Origin of the sequence: Sphingobacterium rhinopitheci (assembly GCF_022627575.1) — a bacterium.
In the GTDB taxonomy this organism is placed as follows: Bacteria; Bacteroidota; Bacteroidia; order Sphingobacteriales; family Sphingobacteriaceae; genus Sphingobacterium; species Sphingobacterium rhinopitheci.
The window spans coordinates 1-22,375 of the sequence record NZ_JADEYQ010000002.1 but is presented as its reverse complement, the minus strand read 5'-3'; the positions used below and the strand labels follow the sequence as shown (position 1 = coordinate 22,375).

19 protein-coding genes are annotated in these 22,375 nt (G+C 34.6%); 12 read left to right on the top strand and 7 right to left on the bottom strand.

Annotated features, from left to right (window positions below; genetic code table 11):
* Positions 1 to 69 precede the first annotated feature (69 nt).
* Entirely contained in the window at positions 70 to 459 is a 390-nt protein-coding gene (locus IP023_RS02955; protein ID WP_241788760.1) for a DUF423 domain-containing protein, read from the top strand.
* A 110-nt stretch (positions 460 to 569) separates the two neighbouring features.
* Positions 570 to 3,047: a replication restart helicase PriA gene (gene priA / locus IP023_RS02950; protein ID WP_241788759.1), complete on the top strand. Its 2,478-nt coding sequence runs from the start codon at positions 570 to 572 to the stop codon at positions 3,045 to 3,047.
* Between the two features lie 41 nt (positions 3,048 to 3,088).
* On the opposite strand, the gene IP023_RS02945 is transcribed toward priA, so the two are convergent.
* Complete coding sequence (locus tag IP023_RS02945; RefSeq protein ID WP_241788758.1) at positions 3,089 to 3,928, bottom strand: DUF4886 domain-containing protein; 840 nt, start codon at positions 3,926 to 3,928, stop codon at positions 3,089 to 3,091.
* 226 nt (positions 3,929 to 4,154) lie between these two features.
* Between IP023_RS02945 and IP023_RS02940 the strand changes: the two genes are divergently transcribed.
* Genes IP023_RS02940 through IP023_RS02930 form a run of 3 tightly spaced genes read left to right on the top strand, consistent with a single transcriptional unit; the run spans position 4,155 to position 7,104 of the window.
* Positions 4,155 to 4,811, top strand: a complete 657-nt coding sequence (locus IP023_RS02940) for a protein-L-isoaspartate(D-aspartate) O-methyltransferase (protein ID WP_241788757.1) — start codon at positions 4,155 to 4,157, stop codon at positions 4,809 to 4,811.
* 52 nt (positions 4,812 to 4,863) lie between these two features.
* Complete coding sequence (locus IP023_RS02935) at positions 4,864 to 6,666, top strand: MutS-related protein (protein WP_241788756.1); 1,803 nt, start codon at positions 4,864 to 4,866, stop codon at positions 6,664 to 6,666.
* Positions 6,667 to 6,699: 33 nt separating this feature from the next.
* On the top strand, positions 6,700 to 7,104 hold the full coding sequence (locus IP023_RS02930; protein ID WP_241788755.1) for an acyl-CoA thioesterase: 405 nt from the start codon (positions 6,700 to 6,702) through the stop codon (positions 7,102 to 7,104).
* Positions 7,105 to 7,227: 123 nt separating this feature from the next.
* Here the strand turns inward: IP023_RS02930 and IP023_RS02925 are convergent, their stop codons facing one another.
* Both IP023_RS02925 and IP023_RS02920 read right to left on the bottom strand, forming a co-directional pair.
* Positions 7,228 to 7,602: a DUF779 domain-containing protein gene (locus IP023_RS02925; RefSeq protein ID WP_241788754.1), complete on the bottom strand. Its 375-nt coding sequence runs from the start codon at positions 7,600 to 7,602 to the stop codon at positions 7,228 to 7,230.
* A gap of 70 nt (positions 7,603 to 7,672) precedes the next feature.
* Positions 7,673 to 9,175: an aldehyde dehydrogenase family protein gene (locus tag IP023_RS02920; protein WP_317224523.1), complete on the bottom strand. Its 1,503-nt coding sequence runs from the start codon at positions 9,173 to 9,175 to the stop codon at positions 7,673 to 7,675.
* 111 nt (positions 9,176 to 9,286) lie between these two features.
* Between IP023_RS02920 and IP023_RS02915 the strand changes: the two genes are divergently transcribed.
* A complete protein-coding gene (locus IP023_RS02915) occupies positions 9,287 to 10,255 on the top strand; it encodes a helix-turn-helix domain-containing protein (RefSeq protein ID WP_241788753.1) in 969 nt (322 codons plus the stop codon).
* Between the two features lie 99 nt (positions 10,256 to 10,354).
* On the opposite strand, the gene IP023_RS02910 is transcribed toward IP023_RS02915, so the two are convergent.
* The 3 genes from IP023_RS02910 to IP023_RS02900 are packed head-to-tail and all read right to left on the bottom strand — an operon-like array spanning position 10,355 to position 15,515.
* A complete protein-coding gene (locus tag IP023_RS02910; RefSeq protein ID WP_241788752.1) occupies positions 10,355 to 12,790 on the bottom strand; it encodes a TonB-dependent receptor in 2,436 nt (811 codons plus the stop codon).
* Positions 12,791 to 12,798: 8 nt separating this feature from the next.
* Positions 12,799 to 14,286 carry a trehalase family glycosidase gene (locus IP023_RS02905; RefSeq protein WP_241788751.1) on the bottom strand — a complete coding sequence of 496 codons (1,488 nt, stop codon included), beginning with the start codon at positions 14,284 to 14,286 and terminating at the stop codon, positions 12,799 to 12,801.
* The gene (locus IP023_RS02900) at positions 14,283 to 15,515 is read right to left on the bottom strand and encodes an MFS transporter (protein WP_241788750.1); all 1,233 of its coding nucleotides are present in this window, start codon (positions 15,513 to 15,515) and stop codon (positions 14,283 to 14,285) included. The genes IP023_RS02905 and IP023_RS02900 overlap by 4 nt, the downstream gene beginning before the upstream one ends.
* Before the next feature lie 122 nt (positions 15,516 to 15,637).
* Here IP023_RS02900 and IP023_RS02895 point away from each other — a divergent pair, with 122 nt between their 5' ends.
* Positions 15,638 to 16,489: an AraC family transcriptional regulator gene (locus tag IP023_RS02895; RefSeq protein ID WP_241788749.1), complete on the top strand. Its 852-nt coding sequence runs from the start codon at positions 15,638 to 15,640 to the stop codon at positions 16,487 to 16,489.
* 179 nt (positions 16,490 to 16,668) lie between these two features.
* On the opposite strand, the gene smpB is transcribed toward IP023_RS02895, so the two are convergent.
* Positions 16,669 to 17,124 (bottom strand): SsrA-binding protein SmpB, encoded by a 456-nt coding sequence (smpB, locus tag IP023_RS02890; RefSeq protein WP_241788748.1) that lies wholly within the window; start codon positions 17,122 to 17,124, stop codon positions 16,669 to 16,671.
* 315 nt (positions 17,125 to 17,439) lie between these two features.
* Between smpB and spt the strand changes: the two genes are divergently transcribed.
* Genes spt through IP023_RS02865 form a run of 5 tightly spaced genes read left to right on the top strand, consistent with a single transcriptional unit; the run spans position 17,440 to position 21,890 of the window.
* The gene (spt, locus tag IP023_RS02885; RefSeq protein ID WP_241788747.1) at positions 17,440 to 18,648 is read left to right on the top strand and encodes a serine palmitoyltransferase; all 1,209 of its coding nucleotides are present in this window, start codon (positions 17,440 to 17,442) and stop codon (positions 18,646 to 18,648) included.
* Positions 18,649 to 18,672: 24 nt separating this feature from the next.
* On the top strand, positions 18,673 to 19,794 hold the full coding sequence (locus IP023_RS02880) for a hypothetical protein (RefSeq protein ID WP_241788746.1): 1,122 nt from the start codon (positions 18,673 to 18,675) through the stop codon (positions 19,792 to 19,794).
* Positions 19,795 to 19,797: 3 nt separating this feature from the next.
* Entirely contained in the window at positions 19,798 to 20,793 is a 996-nt protein-coding gene (locus tag IP023_RS02875) for an NAD-dependent epimerase/dehydratase family protein (RefSeq protein WP_241788745.1), read from the top strand.
* A 16-nt stretch (positions 20,794 to 20,809) separates the two neighbouring features.
* On the top strand, positions 20,810 to 21,505 hold the full coding sequence (locus IP023_RS02870) for a CDP-alcohol phosphatidyltransferase family protein (protein WP_241788744.1): 696 nt from the start codon (positions 20,810 to 20,812) through the stop codon (positions 21,503 to 21,505).
* The gene (locus IP023_RS02865; RefSeq protein ID WP_241788743.1) at positions 21,492 to 21,890 is read left to right on the top strand and encodes a GtrA family protein; all 399 of its coding nucleotides are present in this window, start codon (positions 21,492 to 21,494) and stop codon (positions 21,888 to 21,890) included. The genes IP023_RS02870 and IP023_RS02865 overlap by 14 nt, the downstream gene beginning before the upstream one ends.
* The last annotated feature ends 485 nt before the right edge of the window (positions 21,891 to 22,375 follow it).

The following is a 22,375-nucleotide window of genomic DNA, read 5'->3' as shown; positions in this document are numbered from 1 at the left end:
TATTGTTTTGTTATATATTTTAATACATTTATAAATATTAAAATACATTAGATATTTTTTATATAATTCATGAATAAACAAATTATACTTACAGCCTCATTATTTGGCTTGATAGCGGTAGTTTTGGGCGCTTTTGGTGCACATGGCTTAGAGGGTAAAATAAGTGAGTATCATCTAGGAACTTGGAAGACAGCAAATGAATATCAGTTTTATCATACTTTTGCTTTATTGTTTTTATCTACTTTCTCTAGAGCCAAAAGTCAGTCTATCCGTGTTTCTTTTATAGCCTTTACTATCGGTATAATCTTATTCTCGGGCTCTCTTTATTTATTAAGTGTACGATCATTGTTAGGTATTGAGTCTGTTTCTATTTTGGGACCTATTACGCCATTGGGTGGATTGTGCTTTATGATAGGTTGGATCGGATTATTTATCGCTGCTGTTAAAAATAGGGCTTAATCTTGCTATTAGTTAATAATATCTATCTTTTTACTGCTTTTTTTCTTGCTTCCCTTTTAGGGTTCTTATCTGCTTAAATTAGTCATGAAAGTTTTATTACCTTTGTGTATATGTCTAATGCCGATTTATTTGCTGATAGGAAAACACTTTTTGTAGAAGTGGTTTTACCACTGTCTATAGCTAAAACGTATACTTACCGTGTTCCTTTTGAACTGAATGATCAAATCCAAATTGGTCGTCGTGTAATCGTTCAATTTGGTCGAAATAAAGTTTATTCGGCTATCATAAAGTCCATAACAATGGATGCTCCACAGAAATATGAAGCCAAGTATATAATGGATGTCGTAGACGAGCATCCTATTGTAGATGAAGGTCAATTACAACTGTGGCAATGGATGGCAGATTATTACTTATGCTATCTTGGTGAAGTAATGCAAGCTGCACTTCCGGCTGCACTTAAATTAGCATCCGAAACAAAAATAATCGCCGCCAATAATAGCGATTTGGATCGCTCTCAATTATCGGATAAAGCATTTTTATTGTTGGATGCTTTGGATATTGCTGGTGAATTGAAAGTTAGTGATGTCAGCAAAATATTAGGACAAAAATCTGTTTTCCCTTTATTAAAAACTCTTTTTGAAGATGGCTATATTCTAATATCCGAAGAAATAAAAGAACGGTACAAGCCAAAAACAAAAAGCTTTTTGCGATTAGCAGCGGAATATAACGATGGGGAAGGTAAACGCCTCTTGTTAGATAGCCTCAACAGAGCACCTAAACAACAAGATGCCGTAATTGGTTATATTCAATTGTCTAAATCGAAACCAGAATTAACCAGGCAAGAATTGATGGAAGCTACTTCTTGTGGAGCTACTGCCATTACTGCATTAATAGATAAAGGTATTTTTGAGCTTAAAGAAAAAGTTGTTAGCAGATTTCAAGGGACGGATGTTCTTTTAACCAAAGAATTCTCCTTTAGTGAAGATCAAACACGTGCTTTTGCGGAAATAAACGACTATTTTCAGACCAAAGATGTGGTTTTATTGCATGGCGTGACTGCATCAGGAAAAACACAAATATATATACGCCAAATTGAACAAGCTTTAGCATCGGGAAAAAATGTATTATATCTTTTGCCGGAGATAGCCCTAACTACGCAGATAACTGAACGCTTGAAACTCCATTTTGGAAATGACCTTGGGGTATACCATTCTAAATTCAATGACAATGAGCGTGCTGAAGTATGGCACAAAGTATTGAAAAATGAGTATAAGGTTATTATTGGTGCTCGTTCATCTGTGTTCTTACCTTTTCATGATTTAGGCTTAATCATCGTCGACGAAGAGCACGAAAACTCATATAAGCAATATGATCCTTCGCCACGATATCATGCCCGTGATACTGCTATCTATTTAGCGTATTTACATCATGCTAAAGTTTTATTGGGATCAGCGACACCATCTGTAGAAAGTTATTACAATGCTAAAGCAGGTAAATATGGCTTAGTTCAGCTTTTTAAACGATTTGGTGATGCTCAGCTACCCATAATAGATGTCATCAATGTAACAGAGGAGGGACGTAAAGGAAATATGCATTCTTATTTCAGCTCCAAATTATTGCATGCAATGGAAGAGGCTGTCAAGAATAAGGAACAAATAATATTATTTCAAAATAGAAGAGGGCATACGCCATTTTTGCAATGTGGAACCTGTGGCTATGTTGCCAAATGTGTCAATTGTGATGTTAGTTTGACCTATCATAAAACTTCTCATTTATTACATTGCCATTATTGTGGGCATTCGGAGCAGAATATAAATGTATGTCCGGGATGTGGTATGCCGCATATGGAAAGCAAGGGCTTTGGAACAGAAAGAATAGAAGAAGAGCTAGAGATTTTGATGCCTTCTCTGCGCATAGGTCGTTTGGATTTGGATTCTACCAAAGGGAAATATGGTTTTGATAAAATAATATCTGCTTTTGACGATTATGAATATGATGTCTTGATTGGTACGCAGATGGTAGCCAAGGGCCTAGATTTTGGACGCGTTAGTTTGATTGGAATTATTAATGCTGATTCTATAATCAATTTTCCTGATTTTAGATCCTATGAAAGGTCGTATTCTCTTTTTTCGCAAGTTGCAGGTCGAGCCGGAAGGAGACAGAATCAAGGTCAAGTAATTATACAAACCTATACTCCTAATCATCGTGTATTGGAGCAGGTCGTGCAGCATGATTATGAAGGCATGTTTATGAAGGAAATAACCGAAAGAAAGAATTTTCATTATCCTCCTTTTTATAGACTAATCAAATTAGATATCAAACATTCGGATCAACAACAAACCTTAGATTCTGCCCAAAAGTTAGCTAACTTATTAAAGGTGCATTTAGGAAATAGAGTGCTAGGACCAGAGCCTCCATTGGTATCGCGTGTTCGCAATAATTATATTCAGACAATCATATTGAAGATTGAACGGACGAATGTCAGTATTGTAAAAGTCAAGGAATTGATTCGTTCTTCGATATTAACTTTTGAATTAGATAAATTGAATGCTGGAGTGCGAATAGCGATCGACGTAGATCCATATTAACGAAAAAAGGGCTTTGAATCATTTCAAAGCCCTTTTTTCTTTTACAATTTTACTGTTGTTATTTTCCATGGATTTTTGACAGCTTTGTGTGCCGCATCTTTCGCTATGTTAGCTTGCAATTCTGTGACCTGATCTGGTTTGTAGTTATTCTTTCTTACATCGAGATTGAATATTTTTTCATACCATGTACATGCAGCCGTAAATCGGCCATAATCTAAGTTTAGATGGTAGCCATCTCTTGTATAATGATCTCCAATACTGGAAGTACGTGCATTTTGTATCGCTGTACCTGCTGGTATTACCATGGAGAATACTTTAGATTTATTGATCTTTTGAGTAGCAGCTATAATTCCTTGGTACATCTCCAGTTGATTATTATTGTAGTTTGCAAATCCTTTGTGAGGAGAGTCTTGTTGATACGCCCATGTTTGATGGTATATTAATTTTGTTTTTTTAGGTTTCAACATATTTACATATGTAACTAAAGCGGGAAGATCTTTTATAATTACAGCGTATTGTCCAGAGTAAGGACTTGCTTGTTGTAAGCTGATATAATCCCAATCTTCCTCCTTAATCACTTGCTCTATACTACTATTTTTAGTGTTCGTTTTGACGCCATCTGTAGTTACTTTTCGGTACGAATAAGTAGGCTTGTTTTCGGTAGCATTTTTAACGTGTAATTCGATCGAAGCGCCTCCGATATACATATTCCCTATAATGACTTTTTTATCTGCTTCTTTTGCTAACTCAAATAAATAGTTCTCTATAGCATCTTCTGAAAAGCTATTTCCAATAGCCAATATTTTTATTATTTTTTCTTGTCCATATGTTGGAATCGATAGCAAAATCCCAAATAAAATAGTACAAATAGTTGATCTCATAAATTATATAATTTTTATGTATAGATGTTTAGTTTATTATTAATTCATTTAAATAGTGTTGGAAATTAACCTTAATATTTAAATGTGTAAATATGATTGCTTATTTTAGAAGGTGAAAATACAAAATCTCTTGTAAAGACCTAATAAAAAGCTAACTATACTGTGCAGAAATATTTTGTATTTAATCTTTAATAATGTCCTTTAATTGGGGTATTTTTGAAAAAGAATGGCATATAAATTCGTAGATAATTATAGAGAAAAGGGTGCTCGAAAGAAATTAGTCGCACATTTAGAAAGTAGGGGGATTCAAGATCGAAATGTCTTGAAAGCCATAGGTAAAGTGCCTAGACATTTCTTCTTTGATGAAACATTTTGGAATCAAGCTTATCGTGATATTGCTTTCCCTATTGGGGATGGTCAGACAATATCTCAACCTTATACGGTAGCTTATCAGTCCGAATTATTACATGTGCAAAAGGGTCATAAAGTATTAGAAATTGGAACAGGATCAGGTTACCAAACTTGTATTCTCTTAGAATTAGGTGCTGAGGTGTATACCATTGAAAGACAGGAAAATATTTATAATCGTACTATTCAGGTATTGCCATATATGGGGTATAAACCAAATTTTTTCTTAGGTGATGGCTCTAAAGGTATTCCAGAACATGGTCCATATGACAAGATTATTGTTACTGCAGGAGCGCCATTTGTTCCCGAAGTAATGCTCAAGCAGTTGAAGCTTGGTGGTTTACTTGTTATTCCGGTAGGGGATGAGAAATCTCAAAAGATGGTCACTATTCTGCGCATAGCAGAAAACGATTTTGAACGTATTGAATTAGATACTTTTAGGTTCGTACCACTGGTGGGTGACAAGGCATGGTAAAAATAGTTTAATATGAATCTACTTCTCAAAGGCTTTTCTTATATTAGCTTTGATGAATGAATTTTATTATAATAATATCAAAAATACCGAAGAAGTTCTCATTTCTTTGGAAAAGCAAATTAATAGGAATAGTTTATTTCGCTTGGCTGTAATTATAGGCGGTTCTATTATTTTATTTCAAATCTTTCAGACCAATAACGTTTGGCTGCTATTACTCGCTGTTTTTCTTATCTTAATTCTCTTCGCTTTCTTAGTAAGGAGACAAAGTCAATTGGAGAAAAATAGAGACGAAAACTTGGCTTTTCTTCGTGTCAATAAAAATGAAGTTTCCATAATTGAAGGGGAACTAAATATGTACGACCATGGTGTTTTATATGATAATGGTAAGCATCCTTACGTTTCTGATTTAGATATATTTGGCCCTAATTCTGTTTTTAACCTTGTCAACCGTGCAGCAACAGCTGATGGTGTCGAGCGATTAGCATCTTGGTTTTTAGCTCCTTCATCAAAAGATGTAATTGTAGCTAGACAAGAGGCTGCAGCTGAATTGGCGAATAAACATAGTTGGAGTCAAAGGCTTCAGACAAAATTACTTTTCAATCTCGGTAAGCAGATTAATATTAAAACTTTTTTAAGCCGCTATTTAAGTGATGATGCGCTCAAATTTGGTTCTTCATTCTTGAAGGTATATGTTGCTATTGCTCCTTATTTATTTGTTGTAGGTACTATTGTTTCATTGATATTTTATCCAGTATGGAACTATATGTTATTACTCGCTATCGTACATTTAATGTGGACATTGGCCTTAGCCGGAAAAGTGAGCTATTTCTCTAATCGTATCGATAAAGTCGGTGTTACCTTGATAGCTTATGCGGATGCCATTAAAATGCTCGAAGATGAGCAGTTTGAATCTACTTATACCAAGGATTTACAAATTAGTTTGAAAACAGATAAATCAGAAAAACTGTCTATCGCATTCAAAACCTTGGGCTCTTTGGTCGATAAATTGGATGCACGCAATAATATCCTTGTAGGTGCCTTACTAAATATGATATTCTTGTGGGATTTTAGACAGGTATTAGCGATCGTAAATTGGAAAAATAATTACGAAGGTGATGTGTTGAAGACTTTTGATATTGTTGCTGATTTTGAATCTTTAGTTAGTTTAGCGACACTAAAACGCAATTCACCACAATGGACGACGCCTACCATCATGGACAATCCTTTGGTTGATCGTATACATGCGATTCAATTAAATCATCCTTTAATTCCCAAGAAAAATGCTGTAGCGAACGATTATGATGCAAGTTCACACAGGCTAGCTTTAATAACAGGGTCTAACATGGCAGGTAAAAGTACATTTCTCCGTACCCTAGGGGTCAATGCGGTTTTGGCATACGCTGGTGCTGTAGTTTGTGCGGAGCAATTGAGTTTACCGATTTATAAGTTGGTATCTTATATGCGTATCAAGGACAACCTCAATGAAAGTACATCTACGTTTAAAGCGGAGTTAGATCGTATGAAATTTATCCTTGAACTGGTTGCGGTAGCTCCGGATTCATTTGTCCTTATTGACGAGATGTTGCGCGGTACCAATTCTGTAGATAAATACCTTGGTTCAAGAGCTATTATCAAAAAGCTGATTTCAATGAATGGTATGGGAATGGTGGCCACACATGATTTGCAATTGGCTACGCTGGAAGATGAATATGAAAGCATTCTCAAAAATTACCATTTTGATATACAAGTGATCGAAGGTGAAATGCTGTTCGACTATAAGTTAAAAAATGGTAAATGTACCGTTTTTAATGCTTCAATGTTGTTAAAAGGGATTGGTATTGATGTGGAAAGCTAGGTTATACCTATCTTTGCACAAAAGTTTATAGTAATGACAATCGAAGAGAGAATTGAGCAATCGGAAACGCGTATTTGTACTACTGTTTTTCCTTTTTTAACGAATCATCATGATACATTGTTCGGTGGTAAAGCAATGGCAATTATGGATGAGGTAGCATTTATGGCTGCTACTAGATTTTGTCGTAAGACAATAGTGACGGTTTCGTCGGATAAAATTAATTTTGAAAAGGCAATCCCTGGAGGAAGTATTATTGAAGCTATAGCGCGTGTAGATAGTATTGGGCGGACCAGTCTAAAAGTTAAAGTGGAGATTTATGTGGAGGATATGTATAAAGAAGGTCGTGAACTAGCAATTCAAGGGATGTTTAGCCTCGTGGCATTAGATGATCAAAAGAATCCTATTCCAGTAATGGAAGGATTAGAAAAAGATAATTAACAAAACAAATTAGGCTGTGAATCTTTACCACAGCCTAATTTGTTTTTTGTCCTTCAGATTATTTCTCTATTTATACCTAATTATATACAAAGCCGTAAGAGAGATAAGTATCCCAACAATATATTAGACACTACGCTTGACAGGTGCTAAATCTTTCAATTCTTCTTCATTGAATAAGCGATAATGTACTTTGAAGGTTTTACCAAGTGGTGTCTCTAAAGAGAATCCCCCTGGCCCAAATCCTTCGAGCACATCTAATGTAAAATGAGAATACTGCCAGTATTCAAATAAATCACGATCGATCCAGAATTCATATCCCTCTACTAATCCGATCATTGCATCATTCATCCGTGGGAAGTAACCGCCTTTTTCAAAACACTGCGGTTGTGTTCCTTCACAACATCCTCCAGCTTGATAGAACATTAATTCTCCATGCTTTTCGGACAAAGTATGAATAAGCTCTTTAGCAGCTTCGGTAATAGCTAATCTACTGACCATAATTTTATGTTTAAAAATAAATGGGGTTATCTAATAATAACCCCATAATCATTGTTTTATTGTGTTAATCCTAGAAGAAACCTAATTTTTCTTTACTGTAAGAGATTAACATGTTTTTTGTTTGTCTGTAATAATCTAACATCAGTTTGTGGTTCTCACGACCGATACCTGACTGCTTGTAACCACCAAATGGTGCGCCAGCAGGATATGAATGGTATTGATTAACCCATACGCGACCAGATTGAATAGCACGTGGAACAGTATACAACTGGTGCGCATCTCTTGTCCAAACACCTGCACCTAATCCATAGATCGTATCATTAGCAATCTCAATAGCTTCTTTTTCATCTTTGAATGTAGTTACGGCTAATACTGGGCCAAAAATTTCTTCTTGGAAGATACGCATTTTGTTATGTCCTTTGAATAGCGTCGGCTTAATATAGTAACCTTCTTCAAGACCATCACCTAAGATGTTCTCGTCGCCACCAGTCAATAATTCTGCTCCTTCTTCTTTACCTAATTTGATATATGATAAGATTTTATCTTTTTGAATTTTTGAAGCTTGTGCTCCCATCATTACGGTAGGATCTAATGGATTACCTACTTTGATTTGGTTTACTCTTTCGATCACACGAGCGATAAATTTGTCATATATATCTTCTTGTATTAAAAGACGAGACGGACAAGTACAGATCTCTCCCTGATTTAAGGCAAATAAAACAGCTCCTTCAATAGCTTTGTCTAAGAATGCATCATCTGCATCCATTACCGAGCTAAAGAATACATTAGGTGATTTACCGCCCAATTCTAATGTAACAGGTATAATGTTTTCTGTAGCATATTGCATTACCAAACGGCCTGTAGCTGTTGATCCGGTGAATGCTGCTTTAGAAACTTTAGGATTCGTTACCAAAGCACGACCTAATTCTGAACCAAAACCATTTACTACGTTGATAACGCCTGCAGGGATTAAATCGCCAATCAGCTCCATTAATACCATAATAGAAGTAGGCGTACTTTCGGCAGGTTTTAATACCACTGTGTTACCTGCAGCTAATGCTGGTGCTAGTTTCCAAACTGCCATTAATAATGGGAAGTTCCATGGGATAATCTGTGCTACAACACCGATAGGCTCATGTACAATAAGAGATACAGTATTAGAATCCAACTCGCTCAATGATCCTTCTTCAGCGCGAATAACGCCCGCAAAATAACGAAAGTGATCGATTGCTAATGGGATATCGGCATTCAATGTTTCGCGAACTGCTTTACCATTATCTACTGTTTCTACGGCGGCGATATATTCGAGATTTTGCTCGATGCGGTCTGCTATTTTATTTAAAATAATGCTTCTTTCGGTAGCTGAAGTTTTACTCCATGTTTGGAATGCTTCGTGTGCAGCATTTACAGCTAGATCTAAATCCTCCGCTGTTGAATGTGCTACTTGAGTAAACACTTTACCATCGATAGGTGATAAATTGTCAAAGTACTTTCCTAAAACTGGAGCAACAAATTTTCCTCCGATGTAATTGTCATAACGCTCTTTAAACGTTGGTCTTTTAATAGTACTCATGTTGTTTTATTTTATAATAATTAATACTTTATTAACAAATTTATAACGAAAGAGTTCGCTAGAATAGTATTATAGACTCAAAACATAGCACAAAAATGACGCAACGAAGTCATGAATTTCTTCTTTAGAACACTATATTTGATAACTGCCAATTATATATTATTTTTAGTCATGGGGAATAATACATTAATACATACATTGCCATTTTCACAACGTAAAGAAATTAGTACGCTGATTGAAAATCGAAGAGCATTTACCTTAGGTGATATGGAATTGAATGTCTTTGAGACTTATCAACCTGCTTCGCTTGTGCCGTTACGGTTTGATGATCTTGTCTTTATTAATATGATACAGGGGAAAAAGGTAATGTATCTCAATAATATTAATGCATTCGATTATTTACCGGGACAGACAATTGTATTACCGGCTTATACAACTATGGAGATAGATTTTCCCGAGGCAAGCATGATGATACCTACTCAATGTACTGCTTTGACGGTGAGTCAAGATAAAATAAAGGCGGTCATGAGCTATCTTAATGAATTTTATCCTTTAACTAATAATAATCAAGGATGGAATATTATTCCTGATTTTTTTCACCTTTATAATACTCCTGCTATTGCTGCTATTGTTAATAAACTGTTTTCTTATATTACCAGCACCAATCCAATGAAAGATGTATTAGTAGATCTCACTTTTAAGGAATTATTTGTTAGTATAATACAATCTCAATCCTTATTATCTCTAGATTTAGGCAATTCTATTAATTCTGTATTAGTGCATTTAAAAGATTTTATTAAAAGAAATATCACCGAAAAACTTACTATTGAAACTTTGCAAAAAGTATCGAATATGAGTAAAGCCAGTTTGACGCGTATGTTTAAAAGAGAATTAGGCGTCAGCCCAATGGAATATATTATCAGGATGCGGTTAGATAAAGCAAAGCAATTATTGACTATTACAAAAAGTGTAAAGGAGTCGTGCTTTGCTTCAGGTTTTAACGATGTGAATTATTTTGTGCGTTTATTTAAAAATAGAGAAGGAATAACGCCTGGTAATTTTGTATTACGTACTTTCTGAATTGTGTAATCTTAAGATTCGCCCGCCAAACTTTTGTATATATGAAATCATCCCAACACAAAATATTAGGATGATTTATAGGTTATTCGTTTTCCTGTTTTAGAAAACTAAAGTTATCGAAGCTCTTGCTGCAGCACCCATTATAGGTCTAGCCATTATTATTCCTTCTCCTGAAGGAGAACCTGCTCTAGGATCGCCTTCAGTGATGCCAATTGTATTGAATATGTTTGTGCCATCGATAGCAAAACGTATCTTTCCGAATTGATATGACGTTCCTAATCCCACTTCTGAAAAACCAGGTAGTGTTTGGACATTTAGCTCATCTTGGAAACGTTTACCATAATAATTCATACTTACATATGTTCTCCATGATTTTGTGATATACACTGCCGGTGATATGTTGAAATATAATTTTGGCATTCTACGCACTATTTTGCCTTCCAAAATACTTCCTGTTTCTAGGTTCTTGTATGTAGGGTTTTGAAATGTTCCATTAAAGGAAATTTCCAAAACCTCTCCAAACAAACGTGCAAAACCATCTATTTCGATACCCATATTTTCCGTGTTGGCGAATGTGTTTTCTGATGATCCGTCAGAGAATACATCTGTGAATGATAGATTCTTGAGGGTGGAGTAAAATGGAATTACGGCTACGTCAAATGTAGATGAATAGTATTTGTATCCTACTTCAATTTGATTTGTAGTTACTGATTTTAATGGGCCATCGGGATTGGGGTTTGAGAAGTAATTGTAATATGCCTCTTCATTAGGAGATCTAAATCCTTGAGAGAATCGTGCATAAACGGCATTCTTACCATTAATTTTGTAGTTTGATGCCAATGAGAATGAGACTTTATTAATGTCATAATTCCAGTACGTGAAATTGTTTCCTAATATACTCATGTTGTTTGCTGCGGTAGTTGTTTCGAAACCATGAACACCATCTGTTGTTAGGCCTGAGTTATTTAAGTTCCCTGTTAAGGTATTCGCAAAATTCCCTTGGTAGAAGTCGTTGCTGTAACGAATACCGCCGTTGATGCTTAATGCATCCGTGATGTTATAATCTACGTTTACGTATAGATCATTTAAGCTTCCTTGTGTTTCAGTATCTCGTTGCAAGAATGTCATGTCAGTAACACCATTATAAGTTTTGGAATAGCCAATATCTGTTGGATTAAGGGATTGGTCAATCAAATTTAGAAGTTCAGGTCGGTCTGTTGCTGTAGTTAGGATGTTACTCCAATTCCAATATTGATGTGATTTCCAATTTGACTTGTAGAATCCTGCAGTAATATTACCTTTATCAAAAGTGTAGTTAAATTGTAGATCATTGACAAAATTATTGATTTGCTTATCTATAGCCCAGAATCCTAGTTTCTGCACATATTCGGGATTTACAATTTGGCCATTGTTCACCAAAGAATACTGTGAATTATTGCTTGATATTCCTGAACTTAGACCATAATCTGACGCACGCTGTGGTCCTCCCGCAGGAAATATACCAGTGTAATTCATGTTTACCCCTGTATATCTCATTTTGTTAACTACGGTGATATTACTTCCTAGATCATATTTGAACTCAGCACCTATAGCATCTACTTTTGGATGAATTCCATCTTGAAGATTTCTCCTAAAGTATCCTCCGCCAGCTTGTGGAATATTTAATTGACTTATGGATTTGTAACTATATGTTCCATAATTAGGGTTGAATCCTTCAAAAGAACTTATTTTATTCCCATCTTGAATTAATGGAATAGGTAAGTAAAAGGTGTTTCTATCGTCTAATTTTTTATAATTTACTTTTACATGTCCTTTATCAAATAGGTATTTAAGATTAGCACGTATTTGTCCTCCTTGGTTTGCCTTAAATCCTGTTTTTCTTATACCATCGTCAGAACGGTAAAAACCACCAATATTAAAAAATAATTTATCCTTAACTAATGGTCCCCCAATATTAATGTCTGAACGCATGAGTCCATATGTGCTTGTTTCAATTTTTGCAATACCCGTGAAATCTACTGTACCTTCTTTGGAGATAAAGTTTATAAGACCACCTGGTGAATTAGTGGCGAAAATTGACCCAGAACCACCTCTTAGTGCTTCTAGTCTATTGGTATAATTATCAACCCTAAAGAAATTGTCTGCATTAGCAAATTGCAATGCTCCATCCTCAAATATAGGAAGGCCATCTTCTTGTATCTGTACGAATTCGTAGGCACCGGCAGAAGGAATACCTCTCGAGAATAAATTGTTACCAACTTCACCAGCGGAAGCTTCTACCGCAAAACCTGGCACTCTTTGTAGTAAAGCAGCAGCACTTATTGGATTTTGTTGTTGGATTTCTTTGGCCGTGAAGGTTGAAATTGCGGTACTAGATTCTATTTTTCTTTTAGGATTCATATTACCCGTAACGACAATTTCATCCAGACTACTTTTCTTCAAAGTGTCTTGAACGACGACTTGTTCTTGAGCATAGGCTTGCTGAATATACAGCGTTGCTATGCTACTCATTAAAATTATTAGCTCTTTTTTCATAATATTATTTATAATTGTTTCAATTTTATATATACGCCATTAGTCCAGCCAAAGCCATCTTGATTAGGATATTCTCCACCACCTGCGATACTTTGAGTATCTATAGCATTGTATTTTTCCATTAGTTTGCTGCTGTTGCGATAAATTCGTTCTACATTCGTACACCAATTGTTTTTTATTTTTTCTGCTAATTCAAGCATATCATAATTCTGCATGGCCACATAACCAAGCCATTGATATGGAGCCCACGCATTAGGAGAATCCCATTGTTGGCCTGATTCTATCGTAGTGGTGATTATTCCGCCATTTTTAAGGAATTTTTGTGCTATGTTTTCAGCAACTCTTTGTGCTTTTTCTTTAGGCGCTATACCTAAAAATAAGGGGTATAAACTAGCCGCATTCTGGGAAGTACTCCGTCTATCTTCTTTAAATAGATAGTCTGTATATAAGCCCATTTCTTCATGCCAAAAATATTTCTGTATAGCCTCCTTTCGACACTTAGCACGGTCCAGATATATTTTATTTTGCTCCGCTAGATTAAGGCGTTGTGTAACTTTTTCTAAACTGTGTTCGAGATGCCATAATAGACAGTTTAGGTCTATCTGTGCAAGGTCAAGGGTGTGGATACTGCTGATGCTTTCCTGATTTCGAAACCATCTACTTGAAAAATCCCAACCGGACTCACAGGCTGCTCTTACATTTCTGTAGAAATCTTGATTTTCTGCTTTGCCATAGTCGGCGAGGTCGATCATATAGCTTTCTGGTCTTGGTATATTTTCGTCGTCATAATATCGGTTCAGAATATCTCCTTTAACTGTTTTTATAACACGTTTGTAGGATGAATTAATCCCTAAATTTTCCATACCATCCATCCAAAATTGATATTCTCTTTCTAGTGTTTTATAGTATTGTGTATAAATCTTTTCATCTTTTGTGCTTTCATATAGCAAATCCAACATCAGAGAAAAATATGGTGGTTGTGATCGGCTTAGGAAATAGGTTCTATTACCATTGGGAACAAAACCATACCTGAGGATAAGGTAGGAGCAGTTGTCTACAATATGTCGCATCATCTCTATCCGTCCTGATGTTTGCAGTCCAAGCATAATATAATAGCTATCCCAATAGAAGAATTCGTCAAACCTTCCTCCGGGTACAATATATGGGTAGGGTAATGTTAGCAACGTTCCTTTATAATGCGCTGAAGTACGTGTTAATTCATCCCACAGCTTTTCTATGTGTTCTTCTATTGGTAATTGAAATTCGCTAACAAAATCTGTAGGCTCTATTGCAGGTTTAATATCGAAATTTGTGAGTACAAATGTTTTTAATTCTTCTTTTGTATATCGTTCAAGTGTATTAAACTTGTACATAATATCTATTGTAGAAAATTTAGGTACTGCATCAGCCATAGTTTTTTGATCTTCAAAAATAATTGCCTGTTGTACAGCCTCGAAAAGAGGGGATAGCTCCTGTATATATAATGGGTCCTTCATTTATTTTTCAATTTTAGGATTTGAATATGAAGTGCTATGGCAAAGAATAGTAAAAGTGCTAAAGGTATAATGGAAAGATAAAATGCATATTGACCACTGAATTTCTCAAATATTATTCCTGTAATAATTGATCCTACGGTACCTCCAATAGCAGAAAATACTACTATTAAACCAGACATACCACTTTGTACGTATTTAGGTACTGAAGCCAATATAACTGAATTTATCCCTGGGTAAATTGGCGCTAGAAAAATACCCATCAAAGGGAACATATATACCGCAATTGGTGCATTGAACCAATTTGTATGCGCGTTCAACTCAATATCTTTAGTTAATGGTAATATAATTAGTATACTAATTGCAAAAGCTATAATGCAAAATGAAACCACATAGATCCATTTGATTTTTTGGGAAATAAATCCTGAAAGGAAACGTCCTAAAGCAAAGGCGCCAGCTAAGATTGCTCCTGCTTGCACTGCCATGGAAGCAGGTAGTTTTAGTATTTCTTTATAAAAGGTCGGTGTCCATGTTTGAAAACTCTGCTCTACTAAAACAAAAAGAAAGGCACATATCAAAAAGAATAGTACTCTTCTTAAGCCAAATAAACTAGTGCTATTTTTTAGGTCATCTTTGAAACCACTGTTATTTAGTAAAGTGTCTTTTTCATCTAGCTTAGTGAAAAATAAAAAGATGAATGATAATGTAGCTAATATTCCTAGAAACCAATATACTTTTAGCCATGCCGTTGACATAGGGTCATCGTCATTAATGAAAAGGCTGAAAATTAAATTGCCTGTTAATACGCCGACCATAAAAAAACCTTCCAAGAATCCCATGAAACTTGCATGTTCTTTGTCATTATTTGTGATAAGTCCAATTGATGTAAATACAGATATTTTAATTAATGCAAATGATATCCCGACTACAGCAAATTGGAGCTTAAAGAACCAAAATGAATCTGCAAATGGCATGATATAACACATTACACTAACTAATAATAGTGCGATTAACATGGATTTTTTGATCCCAATTCGAGGTAAAAATGAAGCTAATAAAAACGAACATATCGCTATAGGAAGGTCCTTGAAGCCTTCCAGTACACTGGCTGCCGCCTTACTGATATCAAAGTTGCGTTGTACCTGTAAAATAACTGTGCCTACAGAATTTAGCAAGATCGCAAATACAAAATAGTTCAATAATAGAACTGCCTTTATGTAATAGGGTTTCATAATGTTATAACTAGTATTACAAATTTATTAACCTTTTACCGAAAATATTTTAACGCAATAAAGCAATGTTTTAACTATATAAATATAAAAAGGTATATTTAGTTAATAAATCTATTAATGTAATGAGAGTTAGTTATGAATCAGTGAAGCCTAATAAGGGTTGTTCTTTCTGTACCTTACATATTAATGTCCCAGTGAGCGAGTTAAATTGGGAGTATCATTATCATCCTGAAGTGGAGTTGGTTTGTGTTATGTATGGTAATGGAACGAGGCAAGTAGGTTATCATAAAAGTAACTATATAAATGGTGATCTCGTTCTTATTGGTTCTAATATTCCGCATTCTGGATTTGGACTTAATGCGCTAGATCCACATGAAGAAATTGTAGTACAATTCCCAGAGAATATATTTTCCTTTTCCAAGGAAGTCGAAGAGATGACAAAAATCTCTAAATTATTATCTCTATCGAAATTAGGGATTCTTTTCAGTACAAAAATTAAACAGCAAATTATCCCAAAACTTTATGAATTATTGGACGCAAATCCTCGAAATAGGTATAGGTTATTATTTAATATTTTATTTGATCTTGCAGATACTGAGGAGTTCTCCCTTTTGAATAAAGAAGTGATGCCACACACGATTATTTCTAAAAATAAGGATAGATTGCAAACTATATTCACATATATAGAAAAGAACTTTAAGAAAGAAATTGCCATCAATGAAGTGGCTGAATTAGTGAATCTTACCTTGCCTTCGTTTTGTAATTTTTTTAAAGAAGCTACTAAGATTACTTTTACTGATTTTATAAATCAGTATCGTATTGATAAAGCATGTTCATTGATTGCTCAAGGTAAGACGATATCTGAAGCATGCTATGGGACTGGATATAATAGTTTGTCTTATTTCAGTAGAACATTCAAAAAATGTATTGGCAAGACTCCTACTGAATTTCGTAGTGAATTAGGAAAAAGATAGCAACATTATAATTTTAATAGTATTACTATCTTTTCCCATAAAATTACTGAAATAGGAGGAGCACTAAAGTATTTTTCCTATTTCAGTAATTATATTTAAGCGTTAAGCGTATTCAATATGTTGGTGTTCGTATAATTGAACACTGCTGAGTGATCTATATTTTTTTTTGGTGGAATTGATTAAAATTTCATCACCCTATCTAGTTCACGCTTGGATTCTCTTTCCTTGATTGTTTCACGCTTATCGAAGTCTTTCTTTCCTTGGGCTAATGCTATTTCTATCTTAGCAAAGCCTCTTTCGTTGATAAATATTTTGAGAGGAACGATTGTAAAGCCCTTTTCTTCTCCTTTTTCTCTTAATTTTTTAAGTTCTTTTTTACTCAATAAAAGTTTGCGATCGCGTTTGGATTCATGGTTGTAAAATGAGCCAAAGGAATACTCTGCAATATGCATGTTACGGATGTATAAGCCATCTGCAAAGAATGAGCAAAAACTGTCATTGATATTTGCTTTTCCTTCTCTGATAGATTTTATTTCGGTACCTAATAGTTGAACTCCTGCTGTATATCGATCTATTAAGTGATATTCAAAGGATGCTCTTTTGTTTTTTATATTTACTTGAGCTGATATAGCCATGGTTTGCAAAATTATTATTAACAAAGATAATAATTTACAGAACTATTTATCGGGTTGCTTGTTGTTTGTTTATTAACAATAATTTATATTTATAATATTATAAGTTTTTTTTACCCCAATTTTAGGTTAAAGTTTTGTACTTTTACACGTTTTAATATGGAATGACGTTTAAGTACTCTTTAACGCACTGTTATTTTAACGTCATATTAAAATTAAATGTTTCTAAGACATAGAAATTAATTAGTACTTTTGACGTTTGGAAAAAAAAAGTCAAAAAGGTAAGTTTATATCGAATTATATAGTAATATCAATAGCATGAGCAAGGGAAAGTTAAGCGAGAGAACATCAAAATTTCTTAAAGAGCAGCTAGATCCAATCAAAGCCAATGATTTGTATGCTTATTTTAGACCTATCCAGTCTAAACAAGATACAGAGGTAATTATTGATGGGAAAAGAGTTTTGATGTTTGGTTCTAATTCCTATTTAGGATTGACAACCGATTCACGTATTATTGAAGCTTCACAAAAAGCTTTATCTAAATATGGTACTGGGTGTGCAGGTTCTCGATTTTTGAATGGAACGCTAGACATTCATGTTGAATTAGAAGAAAAATTAGCAGACTACGTAGGTAAAGAAGCCGCTGTATTATTTAGTACGGGCTTTCAATCCAATCTAGGACCTTTGTCGTGTCTTACAGGTAGAAATGATTATATCTTATTAGATGAACGCGATCACGCTTCTATAATAGATGGTAGCCGTTTGTCGTTTTCGAAAGTTATTAAGTATGCACACAATGATATGGATGATTTGCGTGCCAAATTATCTAGACTTCCTGAAGAAAGCTTAAAACTAATAGCAACAGATGGTATTTTCTCTATGGAGGGCGATATCGTGAAGTTACCCGAATTGGTGAAAGTTGCCGAAGAATTTGACGCTGCTGTTTTGTGTGATGATGCCCATAGTTTGGGTGTTATCGGTAAAAATGGTGCCGGTACGGAAAGTCATTTCGGAATGAAAGATAAGGTGGATTTGATAATGGGTACATTCAGTAAATCATTAGCTTCATTAGGCGGCTTTATCGCTTCGGATAAAGACACTATTGAATACTTGAAACACCGTGCGCGTTCTTTAATGTTTAGTGCAAGTATGACGCCTGCTTCTGTAGCTTCAACGCTTAAAGCATTAGAAATTATACAAACAGAGCCTGAGCATATCGAAAAATTATGGGCTAATACCCATTACGCTAAAAAATTATTGCTGGAGAATGGTTTCGATTTAGGTCATACTGAAAGTCCTATCCTTCCTATTTTTGTGCGTAATAATGATAAAACATACTACGTTACCAAAATGCTTCAAGATAATGGTGTTTTTGTTAACCCTGTAGTAGCGCCAGCAGTACCAGCAGAAGAATCTTTAATCCGTTTCTCTTTAATGGCAACACACTCATTTGATCAAATTGACGAAGCAATTGAAAAAATGGCTAAAGTTTTCAAAACGGCTGACGTAGAAACTTTTGTAGGATAATTTTCAAAATTTAATATAACGACAATGATTAATATCATACCTGTCGAAACGAAAAAACAACGTGCGGAATTTATAGATTTTCCGCATGATTTGTATTCGGAGGATCCGAATTACGTCCCTGAGCTATTTGTAGGTCAGGATGATCTCCTTAATCCAACTAAACATCCTTTTTATTTACATTCTTCGGCACAGCCTTTTTTGGCTTATCGCGATGGCAAAATTGTAGGACGTATTGCTGCCATTTGGAATGTGGAGCACAATAAGTTTAATCATGTCAATGAAGGACAATTTGGTTTTTTTGATTGTATTAATGATCAAGAAGTAGCCAATGCTTTATTTCTAACAGCTGAAAAATGGGTGAAAGATAAAGGTGGCAATAAATTGGTAGGACCGATAAATTTGTCTACAAATGAAACTTGTGGTTTGCTGATTGATGGGTTTAATCTTCCACCGATGGCGATGATGACGTATAATTATCCTTATTATATCAATTTAATTGATAATTATAATTTCGGTAAGCAGGTTGATCTAAGAGCTTATTTAGTAAAGACCGATACCGCAAGTCTACGATCTGTAAAGTTACTTGATCGCTTAGAAGAACGTTTAAAAAGATCGGGAATTACCTTAAGGGAAATTAATCTTAACGATTTTAAAGCCGAGGCAGAGCGTATTAAGAAAATATATAACAAAGCGTGGGATAAAAATTTAGGATTTGTCCCTATGACTGATGCCGAATTTGCGTGGGTAGCTAAAGATCTGAAGATGATTGTTGATCCAAGTTTCTGTTCTATTGCAGAGAAAAATGGTGAAATTGTGGGCTTTTCTGTAGGTATTCCTAATATTAATGAAATTTTAATAAAGATTAAAAAAGGTCGTTTATTGCCAACTGGGATTTTTAAATTACTTTTAGGTAAGAAAAAAATAAAAACGCTTCGCGTAATGATGTTGGGTGTATTAGAAGATTATCGTAAATTGGGTATAGAAGCTTGCTTGTATGGACGTATTATAAAAAATGCGAAAATAAAAGGTATTTATGGGGCTGAATGTTCTTGGATGTTAGAACACAATTATATGATGAATCATGCTATTGAACAAATAAATGGTGAATTGTATAAAACTTACCGTATCTACGAAAAATCAATATAATAAATGAAAGTTTTAGTAACAGGAGCTAGTGGTTTTGTTGGTTCTCATTTGGTCCAAGAAGCTAAAGAACGTGGGTTCGAAGTGCATGCTGCTGTTAGGAAGTCAAGTGATATTACAGCTATTCAAGATTATGTGGCTAAATTTGTTTATGTTGATCAAGGTAACTATGAACATGTCAGTAAGTTGCTGAATGACGAATGTTATGATTACATCATTCACGCAGCAGCTTTAACAAAAGCCAAAACTAGTGCTGAACTTCATACTGTAAATGTTGGTAATACATATAATATACTAAAAGCTGCATTTTCGTTACAAAAACCTCCAGAACGAATAGTTTTTGTAAGCAGTTTGGCCGCAATTGGTCCTGTCGGATACGATGCCAAAACAGATATTTTGGAAGATAATAGCTATAATCCGGTTACCGCTTATGGCAGAAGTAAACGTGATGCAGAGTTAATGATAAAAGAAAAATTTGCAGATAAGCAAATTTCTGTTTTTAGACCTACTGCTGTTTATGGTCCTCGAGAAAAAGATCTTTTCATCCTTTTTGATACCCTGAACAAGGGCTTAGATCCTTATATTGGAAGGAGTCCTCAAAAATTAAGTTTCGTATATGTAAAAGACTTGGTGCAAGCTTTATTATTGGGGTGTACCAAAGATCAAAGTGGTTTGCAATTCTATAATATATCGGATGGTAATGTGTACTCTAGGTATGCTATGGCTGATATCTTTAAGGAAGTGTTTAATAAAAAAACATTTCGTATTCATATACCATTTTTTGTAGTGGCTTTGGTAGCAAAAATTTCTGCTTTAATATATAAAAATTCAAAAAATACGCCTACCATCTATCCAGAGCGGTTGGGTGAATTAACCGCCTCTAATTGGGCATGTAATATTAGTAAATCGATTGAAATTTTGGGCTATACTCCAAAATTTGATTTGAAAAAAGGATTAACAGAGTCATTGTTGTGGTATAAGCAAAATAATTGGCTCAAATAATAGTTTAAAAAAAGTTATGAGTAAAGGTAAGATTGATAAGAAGATTTTTGCAGATCGTCAAAGAACAAATATATTAAGTAATTTAGAACAACGTTTTATCACTTTTTTGTTGCCAAAAATTCCAAATTGGTTGTCCTCTGATGGACTTACGGCAGTCGGTTTTTTGGGGTCTGTGATGATTTTAGTAAGCTTTTTATTAGGGGAGTATGTAGATAGAAATTTGTTATTACTAGCAGTTATCGGTTTTTTTGTGCAATGGTTTGGTGATTCATTAGATGGCAGAATTGCTTTTTATCGCAATAAATCTAGAAAATGGTACGGATTTGCCCTTGATATCGTTATGGATTGGGTGAGTACAGTGTTGATAGGATTGGGCTATGTGTTTTACGCTTCTGATGATTTCAAATATTCCGGATTTGTGCTTGTAGCATTGTATGGTTGGGCGATGATTATTTCCCAATTGAGATATAAGATCACAGATAAATACACCATTGATGCTGGATTATTTGGTCCTACGGAAATTCGTGTTGTTATATCATTAGTGATTATTTTAGAAACTATAATTGCTGGCTCTATTAATTATTCTGTTATGGCGATATGTGCCATATTGTTTATTATTAATTTAGTAGATACGAAGAAGGTATTGGACTTAGGGGATGAACGAGATAAAGCTGATAAGTTAGCAAAGGAAAGTAAGAATGACATTATTTAATTTTTCTAAAGTAAAGGAATTTTTAAGAGCGCAGCTCTCCGCATTTGTCGGAGGGCTGTTTGATTTTGGTATCTATACCTTATGCTATAAGTTCTTCGGTATATCGGCCCCATTTTCAAATGTTGTCAGTGGCTCATTAGGTGCAGTGGTCAATTTTACTATTAATAGGTATTGGTCCTTCAAAAGTGCTGATCAAGCGATCGGTCAGCAATTATGGAAATTTGTTATTGTCGTTATTGGCAGCATTACCCTGAAGTCATCTGGTATTTATGTATTGGTGGATTTACTGCACATGAATTTTTTAGCCTCTAAAGTTATTGTAGAGATAATAGTATCTCTAGGTTTTAATTTTGTTCTTCAAAAATTTTGGGTTTTTAAAAAGTAAATAGTGTATTGTTGTTTAAGTGTAGTGTTTATTACTGTACCTAAGCTTATATATTTTATTGTCTTTACCTTTAAAGATGTATATGCAATCATTTTAACCGGCATTAAGTCAACAACTTAGCGACTATTCCAGAAAATAAGCAATAAAACACTTGGAAGTAGGGTATATTTTATGCTATCTTTGCACCACTCCGCAAGGGAGGAACGGTTGGTAACAACCTTGAAAAAGTAGAGTAGAAGATGTTTAAGCATAGAAATATGCGAAAAACAAAAAGAAAAAATCTTCAAATAAAATTTGGAGATTAGAATAAATTTTCTACCTTTGCAGTCCCGACGGAAACGAAGGGAAAACAAAAAACGATAAGTACAGCAGTAATGCTCGAAATATAAGCAGAAGCGCGATGCGGATGCGAAGAAAGTTCTTTAAGAAAATGATCATGTAGCGTAATGAGTAGTTGAGAAACGAAAGTTACAATTTAACTTTAA